Consider the following 15,854-nt stretch of genomic DNA (forward strand, 5'->3'; position numbering starts at 1 on the left):
TTGGACTCGATGTGTTGGCGCCAATTTCTACTCATGCGCCGCAAGCGGCGCCTGTGAGGATTGGTGCGAAGGGATATGGACTGAAGAAAACCACTTCGGACACTAAAAATTGGCTCTCTCAGTCTCTTAGCGCTTTTTCCTATAAAGTTGAAGCAAATCCAATATTCAAAAAATCAATTCAACAGAATGGATTTGCTCCTCTCAATGAATCTGTTTCGATCAAGGGGTCTTCCATTCTCCAAAGAGAAATGAAAGACCATAACAAGTTTTGGTCGAATTCCCATTCAAACTATCCTAAAAGAAAAAGAGAACTTCAATACCAAAAGTCCGCTCAAAAAGTCTGGAATTTAATCCATTCTCCAAAAGAAAACGAAAAATACCATTCTGTAAACGAAGTCTGTTCCGTTCTAAAGCTTCATAAAACTACATTACTGACTATTTTAAAGAAATGGCTAAAACTAAAACTCATTGAAAAAAGAAGAATTTCTCAGCCTTGGCATGATCGAAGAATCAACTTCTATATCCGGCCATTAAAGGAGAAACTTCCGTTTCTCCTTTATACAAAATTTAGATCGAAAAATAAAACCACTACGCGGCTACGATAATGACAAGTAAAAGGAAAAAATCAAAATACAAATTCCCTGTTGAAGATTTCTATAAGATTCTTAAACAGCAAGATAATCGATGTTTTCTCACAGGTAGAGAGCTGTTACCTGAAAATACCAATTCAGAGCATATCGTTCCTGTAAGAAAAGGAGGCGAACATGAATTTACAAATATATGCAACGTGATAGCTCCGCTTTCAAAGTTAAAGCGATATTATACAGAAGAGGAGATCGTAAACTTTGCTGCTGATATTATCAATTGGAAAGGAAAGAAGTATGGATATTCATCAGTGAAAAAATATGAAAAGAAAAAGTAAATTTCCGCATTGGTTGGCGAGAAGCATTGCCTCCAACTTAAATTCCAGGTATTATTTCTATTTGAGAGAAGAAGATAGACCAATAGACTGGATTAGCTGGGGAAAATGTGCTAATTCTTCTCAGAAGAACTTTCTAACATACCTAAGAAGAAGCGTTCGGGATGATATCCATAAAGATCCACATTGGAAATATGTATCCATTGAACAAAAGAATCTACTGAATAAGACTTATACTAATTCCTTAAAAGAAAGACGGATAGAAACGGTTGTAAGAGATTTAAACGACTTTGCAAAAAGACCAGATAAATTAGATCCGATTAGCCAATCATTTCTTCGTGCTGCTCATCTTGAAATAAACAAGCTTAACTGCTTTATTAGAGACTATAAAAACGTTCCTATATCGATTAAAGCTTATATGTGGGCAATGACGTCCCGCAGAAATTATTTACGAATGTTGAGAAGTGAATTTCCAGATTTAACGAGAAGCAAGTCAGAATGGGATATTTGTTTTAAACAATGCCGAGCAAATTTAAGTCATTATCAGGAAAGTATTTGGATAAATGCTTTTGAAAAGAATCGAAAGAAATTCGAAAGATTGCAGAACGCAGAAAACTAGTGCATGGACTCTTAAAAGAAGTTCAGATATCTAATAAGTCTTTCGGTTTAACTCCTAAGTGTAGCGCAATTTTGATAATGCTGTTGATCGTTGCGTTTGAATTTCCTCTTTCAATTTCAACAAAAGTGCGCCACGATAATCCATAGGGCCCATCTTCCATTCCTTCCTGAGTTATATTCTTTTCAAGCCTTAGCTGCTTGATTTTCGCTCCGAGTTTTTTTCGGAAGTTCTTTTGATAGGACTCTAAATCCACCGAAGAACGTTAAATTGCAGTTTACAAAATGAACAGACAGTATACTGTTTGTTCTGATATTTAGGCAGATTTCAGGGTAGCTTAAGGAGAAAAACCGAATATTTTTTCGAAAAACTCCCCTTCCCAAAGCTTAGGCGAAGGAAAGTTCGTCTTTTCCCAAAGTATAAGTATACAGCGCTCTCAAGTTCTTGAGCGTAATAACTTCCTCTATTAGCCCGCCCTAAGTATCAAACCAAGGAACCTATATGAAGAAGTTACAAATCATTATATTTATATTAATGCCGATTGGAATTTTATTATCAAAAGCTAATCAATTGCAAATTGAACTAACTTCAAAAGTGTTAAATGAATACGACGACTCTTATCTTTACCATGAGAAAGGGAGAACGGCCCTCGCAAATGATCTCCGACTAAAATCGCTTAAAAAGCTAATCCAGATCTTCAAGGTTGGTCAAGTAATTGAGAATCCAAATAATTGCGATGCATATAAAGTAATTAGCGAAAGTTATTCCTCAGCAGATATTGTTATAAAGTTCAAGTGCGACTCTCGAATAACGCTCGTCGGCGGGACAAATGATTTATTGTTCGGCTCAAAAAATATATCTCCAGTCCAAGTTACAGATAAATTCCAACAGCTCAAAGACAAAGAAAAGATTACATTCAAAAGCATCCTATACAAAGAACTATTTGGTTCAGGACCTTATATTTTAGTTCACGGTTGGGGAAAGCACCAAGAGAGCACAGAAATAGTCATCTATACCAAAGTGGTCGAAGTTGCAGGAACAGGAGTTCTTGTTGAAGATCAAGATTCTCCTTTGACTGAATAAAAGTATCGTCCGAAGATTCTTTTAATCAAATTCAAATTAAAGCAAATGCAATTATCGATTACAATCGAAGACAAGCATAAGTCATTATCAGCTTTGAAAAGCTTAAATGAAGAACTATTAATTTCAATAATTAAAAAATATCTATCAGAGATAGGAAACAGTGAAAAGGAATTGGAATTTCTCTCCTTTTTACTCATTGATCGACTTGAGCAACTGTTCACTGATTTAATAAACCAGACCGGAGGTTTTGATGAAATTAATCTGAAAAGTATTGCTCAGATCTTCGCAAATTTAGATATTATTTCTTTATCAGAAGAGATAGATGATATCAGGAAGAAGATTCGAGATAATTCTCAATATTTTACTTATGATTTAGCAGTTACACGGGCAAAAGACTACCTCAATACGACCTTTAAGAAAATTCGATTTCCACTGACAGCAGAAGCTTCTGAATATTTAACAAATAGAGTGATCGAAGGAGATGGTTCTATAACATTAAGAAAGATCACTTCTGAATTATATTGGATCTATAATGAAATAAAGATCGGGGACACCGTTCGAAAAGTCACAAAAAGAGGAGAAACTATAGGGATTGTAAGGAGTAAAAATGAAAAGGTTTTAGTTGAAGCAGAGGGAAAAGAATACTCTCTAACATCAGCATGGAATAAACTAACTACCAGATTGAACTTTGATGAGATCTCTTTGATAGTATATTTAGCGGCGAGAAAACTGTTCCTTCTAAAAATGCTAATCAAAGAAGGACCATTCAAATCTCAGTTTCTGAAAGGAACTATTGGGCACAGGTCTTCAGAACAAAAAGCAAAGCTTCTTCTGCTATCTGCTTCTCCATTGAAAAATATTGCAATTACCCAATTAGCACTATCCGAAACCGATAAAGACTTTAACGAGAAAAACATTATATCCATATTCGAATTACAAGAAGAAATTGAATTCGACAGTTTTACTTCGGATGAGGAGCTATTGGATGCCTTAATTTTCGATAGAGTATTAGAAATTTTTAACGCGAATCAAAATTCTCATGTAAGGATTTAATTTCTATTTATAAATCTAATCCTGATTCGATTTATAGCATTGAAGCTTTGCACAAATATCACATGTAAAAAGTGCATCCCTGTTCTGATTCAGATTTTCGATTTTTAAGATCTTAAAAGTATTGGAGTCCATTAAAATATATGCCTGATCTGATCCCTGATCTATTTTTCACTACTCGTTTATTTAGTTAATAATCGCACGTTTAGTAGCACGCAAATATACATGCACTATATGCCATTTTAGGGCATTTTCAATATTTAAAGAATTCTAATACTTCAGAAGGAAGCCCCTACACGTGTTTTCTTATTTGAAAAGATCTTTGGGTTTTAACTCAGAATGCAAATACATGTCAGCCGTTATTGACGTAGACGCATGCCCTAAATATTGGGAGACAGCTTTGATATCTTTTCTATCCTTAAGGATGGTTCTCGTTGCAAACGTATGGCGAAAGGTATGAGGGTGGATCCGCTTTCCTAATATCTCCAATCCCTTCCGGCTTATCTCCTTCCAAGCGTAATTTCGAGTAATCATACGACCGTTAATAGTTTCAAATAAAAAGGTCTTCCCCCTAAACTCTTCGTTAATCTGATTAAATAAGGATACTGGAATAAAAATGCGCCTCTCCTTTCGATTCTTACCAACGATTCGAATAAATACGTATCTACCTTCATGACAGCAATTTTTGCGACGGATAGACAATAATTCTGTAATCCTAAGGCCTGTAAGATTCAAGGTCTCTATAATCAGGGAGGTACGAGGAGCAGAATTCTTAATTAATTTATGAATCTCATTTTTATTTAAAACCTTTTCTGAATATACCTTTGCATCGGCCCTATCAACTTTGATATCCTGAAAAGTTCGGTCCAGAACACTAGCAAATAACTCATAATTGCTTTGGCCGCGATATGTTTCTAAAATGGACTTTTTTAGACCTGACTTTATCGTCCGAATTGTAGCCGGACGGAGCCGCCCTCTTAATGAATCCAGCCATTCCTTGATTTCAGGCACGTTAGGTGTATTCAAAATATTATTGCACTTTTTTATATATGTGTCGTAAGTATGTATTCCGGTTAACTTTAAGGTTTTATTCATTTCTTATTTTCCCTCCTATAAAAGTGGACAAACTAAGAAATGTGTCTAATGAATTGGAGACGATTAATGCATGATGAAGAAGAATTTGTTGTTTTTATCTCGCACGGGCGAAGCTCTCTATGGAAAGATCTGGAACGTTATATTAATAAAGATCTTAACTTTGCAACTTTGGTTTTAAAAGAAGAAGTTAATCGCGGTCGGACCATTATTGAAAAACTGGAAGACGAAACTGAAGATTGCCACTTTGCCATTATCATTATGACCGCTGACGATGAACAGAAAGACGGAGGTTTACGAGCTAGGCAAAACGTTATTCATGAAATTGGATTTTGTCAAGGTCGCTTTGGAAGGAACAATGTCCTCGTTTTGAAGCAAAATGGAGTAGAAGAATTTACAAACATTTCCGGAATCGTATATGAGTCATTTAGTGAAGATAATATTGCAATTACTTTTTCTCGCGTAGCTAAAGAGTTAGAAGATGCTTTTGAAGAATTTAATGAAGAAGAATAAGGATGTTAATAATTAAAAATAAATACGTTTCCAAAACCAGATTTATATTATGAAAATATGTCACGATCATTCAAGAGCATTTTAATCTACATAAACGTCAAGATATCGATAGCAACTTTCATTCTATGCTATAACTCCGCTGAACATTTCATATTAAAATTTACAAAGGATATTAACGATGGATGACTGGAGGGGCGAAACTAAGGATAGATTGAGTAAAAGCACGTTATATAATAATTTAAAGGAAAAATGTGAATCCGATCCGTCCGGAAGTTTAGTTTTAGCATTAATTGATGATGCTACTTACTTCGCATATCAAAGAACAAAGACAATTCTGAGACATATGGGAGAATTCACTCTACATGATGGCGATCATCTCTTCAGAGTATTGCATCTGATGGAAAGATTATTATCTAATAATATTCAAATGCTATCAACACCTGAATTGATGCTCTTGATTTTGGGAGCCTTTTTTCACGATATAGGGATGGCTCCTGATGAGAGAGATGTATTAGCTTGGAAAAGAATTTGGGATGAAAAGCCCGAATTTAATAATGAAAGGGAGGAATTGGAATACAAAAAATTCACGAAATTTGCTAATGGAAGACCTTCTACTCTGGAAAAAATAGAAGAATATGCTAATAATGGAAACCTAACCCAAGCACAATTGTCAAGAGACTATCTTATAACTGATTACATTCGCATTACTCATGCTGTCCGAGCAAAAGAAATTATTCAAGAACATTGGGCCGGAAAAATTAAGTATAGAGACATTGATCTAACTTTAGAATTTGCAGAACTTTGCTTTAGTCACAATGACGATGCCACTTCTTTGTTAGCGTTAGATGTGAATTTGCTATGCTCACCGGAAGAAAGTGCCTGCCTTCCTCTAATTGGTGTTATACTTAGAATAGCCGATATTTTGGACTTTGACGCAAAAAGAACTCCTTCAATTTTATTTTCTCATCTCTTTGTAAGAAATCCCATTTCAATCAGTGAGTGGAATAAACATAGATCTATTCAAGCATGGACAATTTCTGATAAGTTAATTCAATTTCAAGCAAAATGTGAACATCCAGCAATTGAATCAGCTATACACACTTTTTGTTCGTATATAAATAAGGAACTAATTGAGTGTAATCATATATTATCGAAAATTAAACCTGAATTGAATACAATAAAACGAGAAATAAATTTTAATCTTCCATTAACCGTCGATAAAAGTAAAATTCAAACAAAGCATAACTTATCAGGAAAACCGATATACAATTATAAAGAAACTCAATTTAGCCTAAGTAAAACCCAAGTGATTGATCTGCTAATGGGAACTAAGCTTTATGGGAATCCTGAAGTCGCTCTAAGAGAACTCTTACAAAATTCTATTGATGCCTGTAAATTAAGGAAGGCGATGGAAGATTCATGGAATAATCCTTATAACCCCGAAATTAATATACGTTATTATAAACGAGATTCAGATGATATTTTGGAAATCGAAGATAACGGAATCGGAATGGATCAGTATATTATCGATAAATATTATTCCAAAATAGGATCCTCATTTTATAAATCAGCAGATTTTTACGATCTGAGAATTCAATCGAACGCAAATTTCCATCCTACCTCAAGATTTGGGATCGGTATACTGTCATGCTTCATGGTTGCTGATTCGTTCGAAGTTGAAACACGAAAATTATATGAACAACATAGCTCCAGTGATCCGTTAAACATTGTGATTGAAGGTCAAGAAAGCATTTTTTGGATTAGAGAAGGGATTCGGAAGTTTCCAGGCACAATTACAAAATTGACTTTACGTAAGTCAAATAACCCGTGGGAAAGAATGAAGGAGGCTGATTTTATAGATTCTGTTAAACGTGTTTTACCAAATCCCCCGTTTAAAGTAAATATACAAAGTGGTTCGGAAAGTGAAAGTATAGATGAAACTAGCTTTAGCCTCGTTACTGCAGAATCCCTCAGAGATTATTCTTGGGGTGAACATGAAAATGTTAAACAATATAATGTAGATCTTAATTTGCCTGAAAAAGGAATATCTGGCACTGCAATTATTGCAATACTCGAAGACAAAAATGTTCCAGTTGAGGAGATACAGCTGACTAAAAAAAATATTGATATTGAAGGGGAAAGCCATGATTTAACAAAATCAATTCAGATTCTCGAAAATGAAATTATGCAGATTTCAACGTCAATTTCCATAGACGACGATGGTAAAATAGAAACCTCAAATTCTCATGGAGTGATTGCAAGATCTAAATCGCGAATATCATTGCATGGAATAGATATCCCGACCAATCTTTTTCCGGAACCTTGGCGGCTCTTAACAAATCAAGCCAAAATCGCATGGCCATTTCCTCTTTTACTTGTAATCGATATAAATGGAAAAGGAGATTTAGATCTAAACTCGGCGAGAAATCAAATTCTTAGTGGAGACAAGTGGAAAGAATTCGAGACTGCTTTGGCTACACTTGTTTGCTCAGGTTTAAAACAACAAATTGATCCCAATACTTGGGATATTTTAAAAGATATTTTACTCAGTAAGTCAGCCGAAAACAGTAACTTCAGAATTGGCTTGGAAGCGGTTTAAGTCCCCATTATAAAGGAGTCATGTTGTCTAACTTTAAACAGTCATTCGGTTTACAGAGCAAGTGTATAATTAAATCCCCGCAAGAACACGCTTAAGCAGTTATGTGTAATATCGTAAAGCCTACATATAAAATCAAATAGCCGGAAATGGTTTTTAAATATGAATAATGCTATAAGAAATGAATTTGAACAGTGGATAATATCCCTCAAGGACTCTTCGTTAAACGAAATTCAAACGAAACTATTGAATTTATTGATATCAAATTTTGATACAATACTACCCTTGGGAACAGCCAAATCTCAAAGAGCAAAAAAAATTGCTGAACTTATTGAAAAAAACAGATCAACGCTTGCTGCTGATTTTCCACTTGTTTCACCAAATATTGGATATTCAACAGATAGAATTAATAACATTTCAGAATTAGAAATTGGTCCATTTCGTGGATTTAATTCATCCGAAAAATTTTCTTTTGATACTAATTTTACCTTTCTATACGGCCCAAATGGATCTGGTAAATCGAGTTTCTGTGAAGGATTAGAATATGCGCTTCTTGACGAGATCGAAGAAGCCTCTGCTAAACGAATTCTCATAAAAGATTACATTAAAAATACTTCGAAGCAAGAAGGTAAGAAACCCATTGTTTACACAAAAAATGGCGATAGAAATGAAGCTGTCCCTGTCCAGGCAAATCAAATATTATACAAATTTTCGTTCATAGAAAAAAACAGAATAGATGCATTTGCTCGTATCACCGCTACAACGAATTCCGATCAGAAAGATAGAATTGCAACCCTTTTTGGCTTAGATTCATTTAGCGATTTTGTTGACGGATTTACAAACAACTTTGCTCCTCAATTGACTTTGGAACCAAAACTCGCAAACGAATTTAGTGAATCACAAAAAACAAATAACGAAAATATCGCAAAACTGAAAGAAGTTAACGAAAGCATAGCCGTGATTGCAGAATGTTGGACTACGCTATTCAAAGAAATCAACAATTCAGATGTTTCGACAAAAGAATCTCTGAAAATATTCCTCAAAGGCGAAGATGGTGTATCTGGGAAAATATATGAATTGCAGCAATTGAAGGCTTCGGAAATACAAAAGGATATTGTTATTGAAAATTTTTCAGAAATTCAAGAGAAAGTTAGCGGACTAATTGAGACTTCAAAGACTATTACGAAAAAGTTAACCGAATTTCAAATAAACAGCTCAGATTTGAACTTCAATGATCTATACTCTGCATTAATAGGTATTAAAGATATATCCGCCGATAAATGTCCTGCATGTGATACCCCACTTACGCAAGTCGTTATTAATCCTTTTCAAAAAGCGATAACGGAAATTGAAAAGCTTAAATCATTATCAAAATTACAAGAAGATCTCCCATCCCTCTGCCGAAGTGCAGTTAAAGATATTAATATACTAAATATTCAAATAAATAAAGTTAATACTGATATTACCTCAATGAATATAAAGGAAATTCTAGTTATTCCTTTCGTAAGTGATGTAGAATATATCGATATAAAGAACGTTCCTACTTGGCTGCCTACCCTTTCTGAAGAACTCAATTCAGTTTTGAATGCTTTACCTGAAATAACACTTATTTCTGAAAGGATCTCTTCTTTTAATCTAAACCTACAAGAAAAAAGGACGGAAAAAGAAAAAGTCGACACTGAAATTCAAAAATTTGAAGAATATGAGACCAGACGAGTAGAGTTGTCCACACAAGAAATTCAACTCAATAAAGAAAAATCTGAGATAGAATCTTCAATTAGTAAATTCAATGAAGAAAATTCTGAAAAATTAGTAGCGATTGAAAACGAAAAGTTGTTAATTTCGGAATTTAATAATTATATTGAAGCCTATGATATTCTTATCGGTAATCTGAAAAACTATCGCGATAAACTACCTGTCAAATTATCATTCGGCTTAAGCGAAAAAGCATTAGAATACTACAACATTATCAATCAAAATGATCCAGAATTTGAAAAACTGGATTTTCTATCGATACCATCAACGCCTGGGGATAAAATAGAAATTCGCTTTAAAGGAATCAAGAATAAAGAAGATGCGTTGCATATATTAAGCGAGGGCCATATAAAAGTCTTAGGGTTATCAATTTTACTTTCAAAAATCTCTAATGATAATTTAGGATTTATAATTTTCGATGATGTAGTCAATGCTATTGACGATGACCATCGAAGCGGTATTGCTGAATTATTAACAACACACCCTGACTTCAAAACAAAACAACAGATAATTACTTCTCACGGTGAACAATTCATAAATAAACTTGAGCACAAACTTGGTGCTTCAGCCGCCTCTAAACTTGTAAGGCACTATCGTTTTTTCCCTTCAGATTCCATTGAGTATCGAGGAATAAAAGTATCAACAGGCGATACCAAACATTATATTCTTCAAGCGGAAGAAAATTATACTAAAAACTCGCTTAAAGATGCAGCCTCTAAATGCAGACAAGCTGTTGAAAGCCTATCTGAAACAATTTGGAAGAAAATAATAAAAGAAAGAAACATCAATTTAACTGTAAAAATTAGATCGCCAGGATTTCAGCCTGAGCTTTCTACAGTCGTAGATTCTTTAATCAAAGAATTAAAAGCAATTGATCCTAACACTACAATCTTTAATAAACTAAAGGAATTAAAGGAAAAATATCCATGGAGTATACTTAACAAAGGAACTCATGAACAAGATGATTTGCCTGAATTTGAAAGATCCGATATTAAGAATGTAATTGAAATAATCAAGGAAATTGACACAGGTTTATTCAATTTTTCATTAACAACCGTTGTAAAATAATATAAGTAGCACTGCACATAACTATGGCTCACTTCATGGCTTCGCCACATTTTGTTAGGCATAATCTATTTGAATTTTAGGATTTTATGTTAGGATTTCAATTTGGAAAAGATAGAATTAAGCTCAGTAATTTCTTTCATCGAAAGGTCGGTAATCCCAATTATATCGCTTCCAATACATGAGCAGAGAGCAGGTACCATTGGGACGGGTTCAATTTTTCAATTGAACGATCGATATTTTTTAATCTCCGCTAGCCATATTTTTGATGATTTTGAAAAATTTTCGGACTTAGTGGGCATTCCAACCGCCAATTTAAATGGAGTTGTCTATAATTTTGGAGAATGTAATTTTTATAGAATAAGTGATAAAAATCTCAGAGAAAAATATGATATAATAATTATTGAGCTCTCGGCCGAATTTGCAGAAAAAGTATCCGTGCATTATAATATTCTAACAGAAAGAAATTTATCTTACAAAGTTAATTTTGAAAATGAACTACTAGTAGTAGGGTATCCCTATAATCTTTCTCATGATTCCGCTAATGAGAAAAAAATTTACGCAGACCACTTTCGTTTATCTACCTACTTAAGAATTCCCATAGGGACTGAGGGGATTGAATTTGATCCTAAAGCACATTTTCTTTTAAATTATAAAAATATTTCAAACGAAGAGCCTGCGTTACTAGGATTAAGAGGTGTAAGCGGAAGCCCAATTTGGAGTTACGACTCTGCAACTGCGGGAATATGGACGCCTGAAAAAAATCTTAAGATTGTCGGGCTTGCTTTGGCAGTAAAAACGAATGAATATATAAGAGGAGTTTATTGGAAATATGCAGCGGAACTATTCAAGGACATCGATACAGAAATTTATAACTTATTTAAAGGTGATAGTAATTCTTGCTGAGTTATGAAATCGACTGCATCTTAATTACGTAGCCCAGGTTCGCGTAATTATCCCAATTTCATTGGGTACAAAACTATGCTTATGTACCCAATAAAGAAAAAACTCACAAATTCAAAGATAAATAATTGAGCCCAAGATTTCTCTGCATGCTCTCTAAGGAACTGTTACAATACCGACAGTCTTCAAAATATTTTTAAGTTTCAGCGCCTTCAACTTTGAGTAAAGGTATTCTAAATCAGGGTATTTGAAGTTCGAATTCTTTCTTATGAACTTCGACCCCTAAACAATCCTTCAAATCCAGAAGTTCTCGATAAAGGATGCTCATCTTTCTTTTACCTTTCTCGATGATTACTCTATAAACAAGTCTTCCTCGTTCATTATACTTTGCATGCCATCCCCGAGAACGAAATCTTACAAAGTCTTGTTCATCAACAATCGTCGACTTTCCGTTAGTTGTGTGAATTTTCAGAGGCATAGTTTATAGAGAACTTTCACTTTGAAGTTTCAAAATTGATTTAGAAATCTCATTAGAAATTTCATATAAAAGATCTTTATGAGATGTTGATAGATAATTTGGTGAATTCGAATCGGAAGCAATCCATCCAGGAAAATCCGAATCATAGTATAATAGCTGTTGTGTCAAAGGAGTTCGCTTTTCGTAGGGAAAAACAGTAACAGCGAAAAGAACATCGAGTGGTATTAGAATAAAAAAGGACAACATACCTAACGCACGGGGTAAATGAAAAACTTGTAGTTTCTTTCCACAAATAACATCGGAACTTTCATCAACCATTACTGTCGCACATAAATTTAAACTTAACCAAGAAGGAATTAATCCAAGACTTAAAGTATTAATAATTTCAACCCTATAACCTTTTAATTCTGGCTGAATATTAATTAGTCCTAAAAAAAGTTTCCCTTCGCTTTGATAGGAAAGTTTGATTTGGATTTTATCATTTTTCTTGCTATCTTGAATAAGTTTTGATTTCAAATTATTAGAAACTTCCCCTATGATAGAAGAATATTCTTTTCTTAATTCATCTTTTTGATTTTCGGGAATAAGTTTTTCTAACTCTTCATAAAAGACAGAAATATCAAGTTTTTGAAAATTTATACTATTTGTAGAATTTGGATTTCTTATTAGTATTGCTGGTTTATCGATCCGCACAAAATTGCAACTAAGAAGAATAAGGAACAAACAAGAATAAAGACTTTCTATTTTAATTCTTCTGGATAAACTTATAAACCAGCTTTTCCTCAAAACAAAACCTTGAAAACGAACCCTATCTCTCAATTTCTCACTACTGAACATTTAAAGTAAAATCACACCCATTCGGATAAGTATTTGGACATGCAGATAAAGAACTTCCGGCAATTTTAATAAATCTTCTTGAATTCGCAGAAAGAGGAATATTTGAAATAGTTTTAGTCGCGCCACTTGTCTGAAGCGAAAATTCAGTGGTATTAATATCATTTTCAGCTGAAATAAAAATGTAAAGATTCGAAGCGGTTGTAAGTGTTGCGGTTAGAGCGGAACGAGCTGCTTTTGTCCTAACTTCATAATAACAATAATTATCGGCTCCACGTAAATTCCCTTTCAAAGTTGGACCTGGTTCAAAAATAATAGCAAGTTCTGGTAAAAAATTCTGCATACTATTTCCACCATTTACTTCGCCGGGAAATTCACATGGACTCCCTGTTCCAAAATCAATCCTAGAAGGCATAAATTCGTATCTAATTGGATTATGAGGAGCTTCCACAACGAAATAACGAAAAGAATCCTTGTGAGTAAATATTCCTTTTACATTTGGGCTATTTTTTATCTGTATAAAATTTGCATTCTGTCCTTCCGTTTCAAAAGAGGAAGGCTCTACACTCTCGTCAATATCTTCATCTTCATAACCAATATAAAAATTTTGATTATCAGTTAAGCTTTCCAAATTATTAATACGATATGCAGCATCATGTGTAGAAAGTAAACGAAAGTATTTTCTACAACCTTGCGACATACTTCCAGTAAGCGAGAAAACTTCAAATACATCGTATGCTGTATCTTTGGAGATATTACCTTCACACTGAAACTCATCACCAGGATCGAGAGAAGCGATGACCGCATTAATAAAGCCGAAAGCCGACAAAGGGTTCTTCTCTGCATTTGAATCACAACCTGAAATAAACGGTAATAACAAAAAAAACAATGTTGCGGATATCAAATTAACTTTAAGTGTCTTCATACTTCGCCTTTAAAATGGTATATTACTTTCTATTTACATCGATTAGTTAATATGTTCTGAGGGGTTGGCTTCTTATTAAAAGATAATTTCTCAAAACCATAATCCAGACTTACGAAAAGCGATTCACTTTTCATTAAATTTGACTCGAATACTTCATTAACTTTTATATCCTTATATCCTTGCGTCAAAGGCTTTTGAAACGTTATCTGTAATCTGACATTCTTCTTACCCACCGGGAATGGATAAAAATTATCACATCCCGAAATAACCGAATAATTATTTCCGATACCATCTGAATAACTCAATCCGACAGCTTGCATGGCCGAAGGAATAGGCCGAATATTAACCGATTCAACAACATCCCGTTCATGCGATATTAATAATTGAAGATCAGATTGATAGAATCTACTTCTATCAATTTCACTTACAAAATTATCTGAAGGAGATGGCAATTGAAGAACTATAAAACTATTATGTACATCATACAAGGAATAATACCTTGAAATGATTTGATTATCAAAAAATGAATGCGGTGCCAAGCATTTAATAAAAACCAAAGGGATATATAAACTAATGATACTTATGAATCGCATAGGATATCCCTCCATTTCCAGAAATGAAAAGCTTAAGTTCATCTCCTTCATTAAAAATAAATCTCTTTTCCAATAAATGCGAAACCGTATCGGACTTTAATTCAATGGATAGATCGTAAGAATTACATCCTAAATAGACTTGTCCTTCGCAATTATTAACGAACCGGTTAGAAGTATTGCAGCCTCTATTTAAATGAAAATGAGCTTCTTCTTCAGAAGTATTAAACAACCTTTCGACCAACTCCTTAATTGAATAAATCTCTTTCTGAGGTAATTCCACATACAAATCAAGAACCCTGTTCTTTCCATCTTCTCCCTCAAACACTTCTCGAAAATCAATCTTGCAGACAGATTGGTTATATAATAAAGGATGATAAGCAGTCAGGAATCGCGAATAGCACGAAAAAAATATCAGAACAAACAAAATGAAGCAAAAGTTTCTTATTTTATTTTTTGTAATTAATAAATATATATGCTTTGAAATCACGGTTTAGTCTTCTTAATAGTTCAACACTCATCTGCTATTACATAAATTCTTCAATAATTCCTTTGGAGTTTCAATAACTCTATTCACCATCTTCCCATTTGAAGTATCGATTACAATTTCGAATGATTCATTTAGCTTAAGATCAATGTTCACATTTTCACTATATTCAGGAAAATCGTCCCATATTTTTTTTCTTTTATCAAATCGAATCTGAATTGAGGTGCCTATTGGCCCTGTAGGTATTGGAAACAGACCCACACATGTAACTGGCACCGAATAGTAATTTCCAAATAGATCCTTATTCTGATCATCAAAATTCGGGAATGTTTTCCTTACTGGCCTAAGAGCGACTCTTCTTTTGACACCATCTTGATCCAAAATAGTGGAATGAATAATCGGCAAATAAACATTTGTAGTTTCCGACTCCGTGATTTGCGTTCCTTTAATCTTAATTAGAATGAATGAATTTTCGAAATTATTCAGAGCGTAATATCTGGTTTTGAAATTCAATTTCGGCGAGGAGGGTGAGATCAAGTCAATCATGCAATTAGAAATTATAAATACTAAAATGCTAAGTTTAAGGACGAACAACTTCATATTTCACCTTTGCATCAATTACATCAATTATATGTAGTTCGGTATTTTTCGCAATTTCTGGGATAATTGAGATGTATCTTTCTCGATACTTTATTAAAATTTCAATCTTTCCGCATTCGATCGGAAATTTTTCAAAGCATGTTGAATCTAACTTTTCTTCAAAGATTGCACAACTACGATTAATAAAATGATATTCTTCAGGATTAGGTAGAAAGTCCTTCGAAAGATCCAAGGCTTCAATTGAAGATTGTTTACTTAACGTATATGGAATTTTTAAATAGAACTCTGCCTGTCTTTCATTCCGCATTTCAAGTTTTTTACTGAATTTTGAGAACTCAATAAAACAAA

15 protein-coding genes are annotated in these 15,854 nt (G+C 33.7%); 8 read left to right on the forward strand and 7 right to left on the reverse strand.

Features of this window, described 5'->3' with window-relative positions; genetic code table 11:
- Positions 1-604 precede the first annotated feature (604 nt).
- The 4 genes from EHQ64_RS00010 (at position 605) to EHQ64_RS00030 (ending at position 3,671) form a co-directional block, all read left to right on the forward strand.
- Positions 605-922: an HNH endonuclease gene (locus EHQ64_RS00010; RefSeq protein WP_135647343.1), complete on the forward strand. Its 318-nt coding sequence runs from the start codon at positions 605-607 to the stop codon at positions 920-922.
- Positions 906-1,538, forward strand: a complete 633-nt coding sequence (locus tag EHQ64_RS00015) for a hypothetical protein (protein ID WP_135647345.1) — start codon at positions 906-908, stop codon at positions 1,536-1,538. Before EHQ64_RS00010 ends, EHQ64_RS00015 begins: the two co-directional genes overlap by 17 nt.
- A 498-nt stretch (positions 1,539-2,036) precedes the next feature.
- Positions 2,037-2,618: a hypothetical protein gene (locus tag EHQ64_RS00025; RefSeq protein ID WP_135647349.1), complete on the forward strand. Its 582-nt coding sequence runs from the start codon at positions 2,037-2,039 to the stop codon at positions 2,616-2,618.
- Between the two features lie 45 nt (positions 2,619-2,663).
- Positions 2,664-3,671: a hypothetical protein gene (locus EHQ64_RS00030; protein ID WP_135647352.1), complete on the forward strand. Its 1,008-nt coding sequence runs from the start codon at positions 2,664-2,666 to the stop codon at positions 3,669-3,671.
- 303 nt (positions 3,672-3,974) lie between these two features.
- Here EHQ64_RS00030 and EHQ64_RS00035 read toward each other — a convergent pair whose 3' ends face one another.
- Complete coding sequence (locus EHQ64_RS00035) at positions 3,975-4,763, reverse strand: tyrosine-type recombinase/integrase (RefSeq protein ID WP_135647354.1); 789 nt, start codon at positions 4,761-4,763, stop codon at positions 3,975-3,977.
- Between the two features lie 66 nt (positions 4,764-4,829).
- Here EHQ64_RS00035 and EHQ64_RS00040 point away from each other — a divergent pair, with 66 nt between their 5' ends.
- From EHQ64_RS00040 to EHQ64_RS00055, 4 genes are all read left to right on the forward strand, one after another.
- Complete coding sequence (locus EHQ64_RS00040) at positions 4,830-5,273, forward strand: TIR domain-containing protein (protein WP_246048466.1); 444 nt, start codon at positions 4,830-4,832, stop codon at positions 5,271-5,273.
- Between the two features lie 178 nt (positions 5,274-5,451).
- Positions 5,452-7,872 (forward strand): HD domain-containing protein, encoded by a 2,421-nt coding sequence (locus EHQ64_RS00045; protein WP_135647357.1) that lies wholly within the window; start codon positions 5,452-5,454, stop codon positions 7,870-7,872.
- Positions 7,873-8,031: 159 nt separating this feature from the next.
- Positions 8,032-10,692, forward strand: a complete 2,661-nt coding sequence (locus EHQ64_RS00050) for an AAA family ATPase (RefSeq protein WP_135647359.1) — start codon at positions 8,032-8,034, stop codon at positions 10,690-10,692.
- 102 nt (positions 10,693-10,794) lie between these two features.
- Entirely contained in the window at positions 10,795-11,595 is an 801-nt protein-coding gene (locus EHQ64_RS00055; protein ID WP_135647361.1) for a hypothetical protein, read from the forward strand.
- Between the two features lie 478 nt (positions 11,596-12,073).
- On the opposite strand, the gene EHQ64_RS00060 is transcribed toward EHQ64_RS00055, so the two are convergent.
- From EHQ64_RS00060 to EHQ64_RS00085, 6 genes are all read right to left on the reverse strand, one after another.
- Positions 12,074-12,763, reverse strand: a complete 690-nt coding sequence (locus EHQ64_RS00060) for a hypothetical protein (protein ID WP_135647363.1) — start codon at positions 12,761-12,763, stop codon at positions 12,074-12,076.
- 133 nt (positions 12,764-12,896) lie between these two features.
- Positions 12,897-13,829 carry a hypothetical protein gene (locus tag EHQ64_RS00065; protein ID WP_135647365.1) on the reverse strand — a complete coding sequence of 311 codons (933 nt, stop codon included), beginning with the start codon at positions 13,827-13,829 and terminating at the stop codon, positions 12,897-12,899.
- A gap of 29 nt (positions 13,830-13,858) precedes the next feature.
- Positions 13,859-14,422: a hypothetical protein gene (locus EHQ64_RS00070; RefSeq protein WP_210410791.1), complete on the reverse strand. Its 564-nt coding sequence runs from the start codon at positions 14,420-14,422 to the stop codon at positions 13,859-13,861.
- Complete coding sequence (locus EHQ64_RS20290; RefSeq protein ID WP_135647368.1) at positions 14,400-14,747, reverse strand: hypothetical protein; 348 nt, start codon at positions 14,745-14,747, stop codon at positions 14,400-14,402. Before EHQ64_RS20290 ends, EHQ64_RS00070 begins: the two co-directional genes overlap by 23 nt.
- A gap of 189 nt (positions 14,748-14,936) precedes the next feature.
- The gene (locus EHQ64_RS00080; RefSeq protein WP_135647370.1) at positions 14,937-15,311 is read right to left on the reverse strand and encodes a hypothetical protein; all 375 of its coding nucleotides are present in this window, start codon (positions 15,309-15,311) and stop codon (positions 14,937-14,939) included.
- Positions 15,312-15,486: 175 nt separating this feature from the next.
- Positions 15,487-15,813: a hypothetical protein gene (locus tag EHQ64_RS00085; RefSeq protein WP_135647371.1), complete on the reverse strand. Its 327-nt coding sequence runs from the start codon at positions 15,811-15,813 to the stop codon at positions 15,487-15,489.
- Between the last annotated feature and the right edge of the window lie 41 nt (positions 15,814-15,854).

Origin of the sequence: Leptospira sarikeiensis (genome assembly GCF_004769615.1) — a bacterium.
Lineage (GTDB): Bacteria > Spirochaetota > Leptospiria > Leptospirales > Leptospiraceae > Leptospira_B > Leptospira_B sarikeiensis.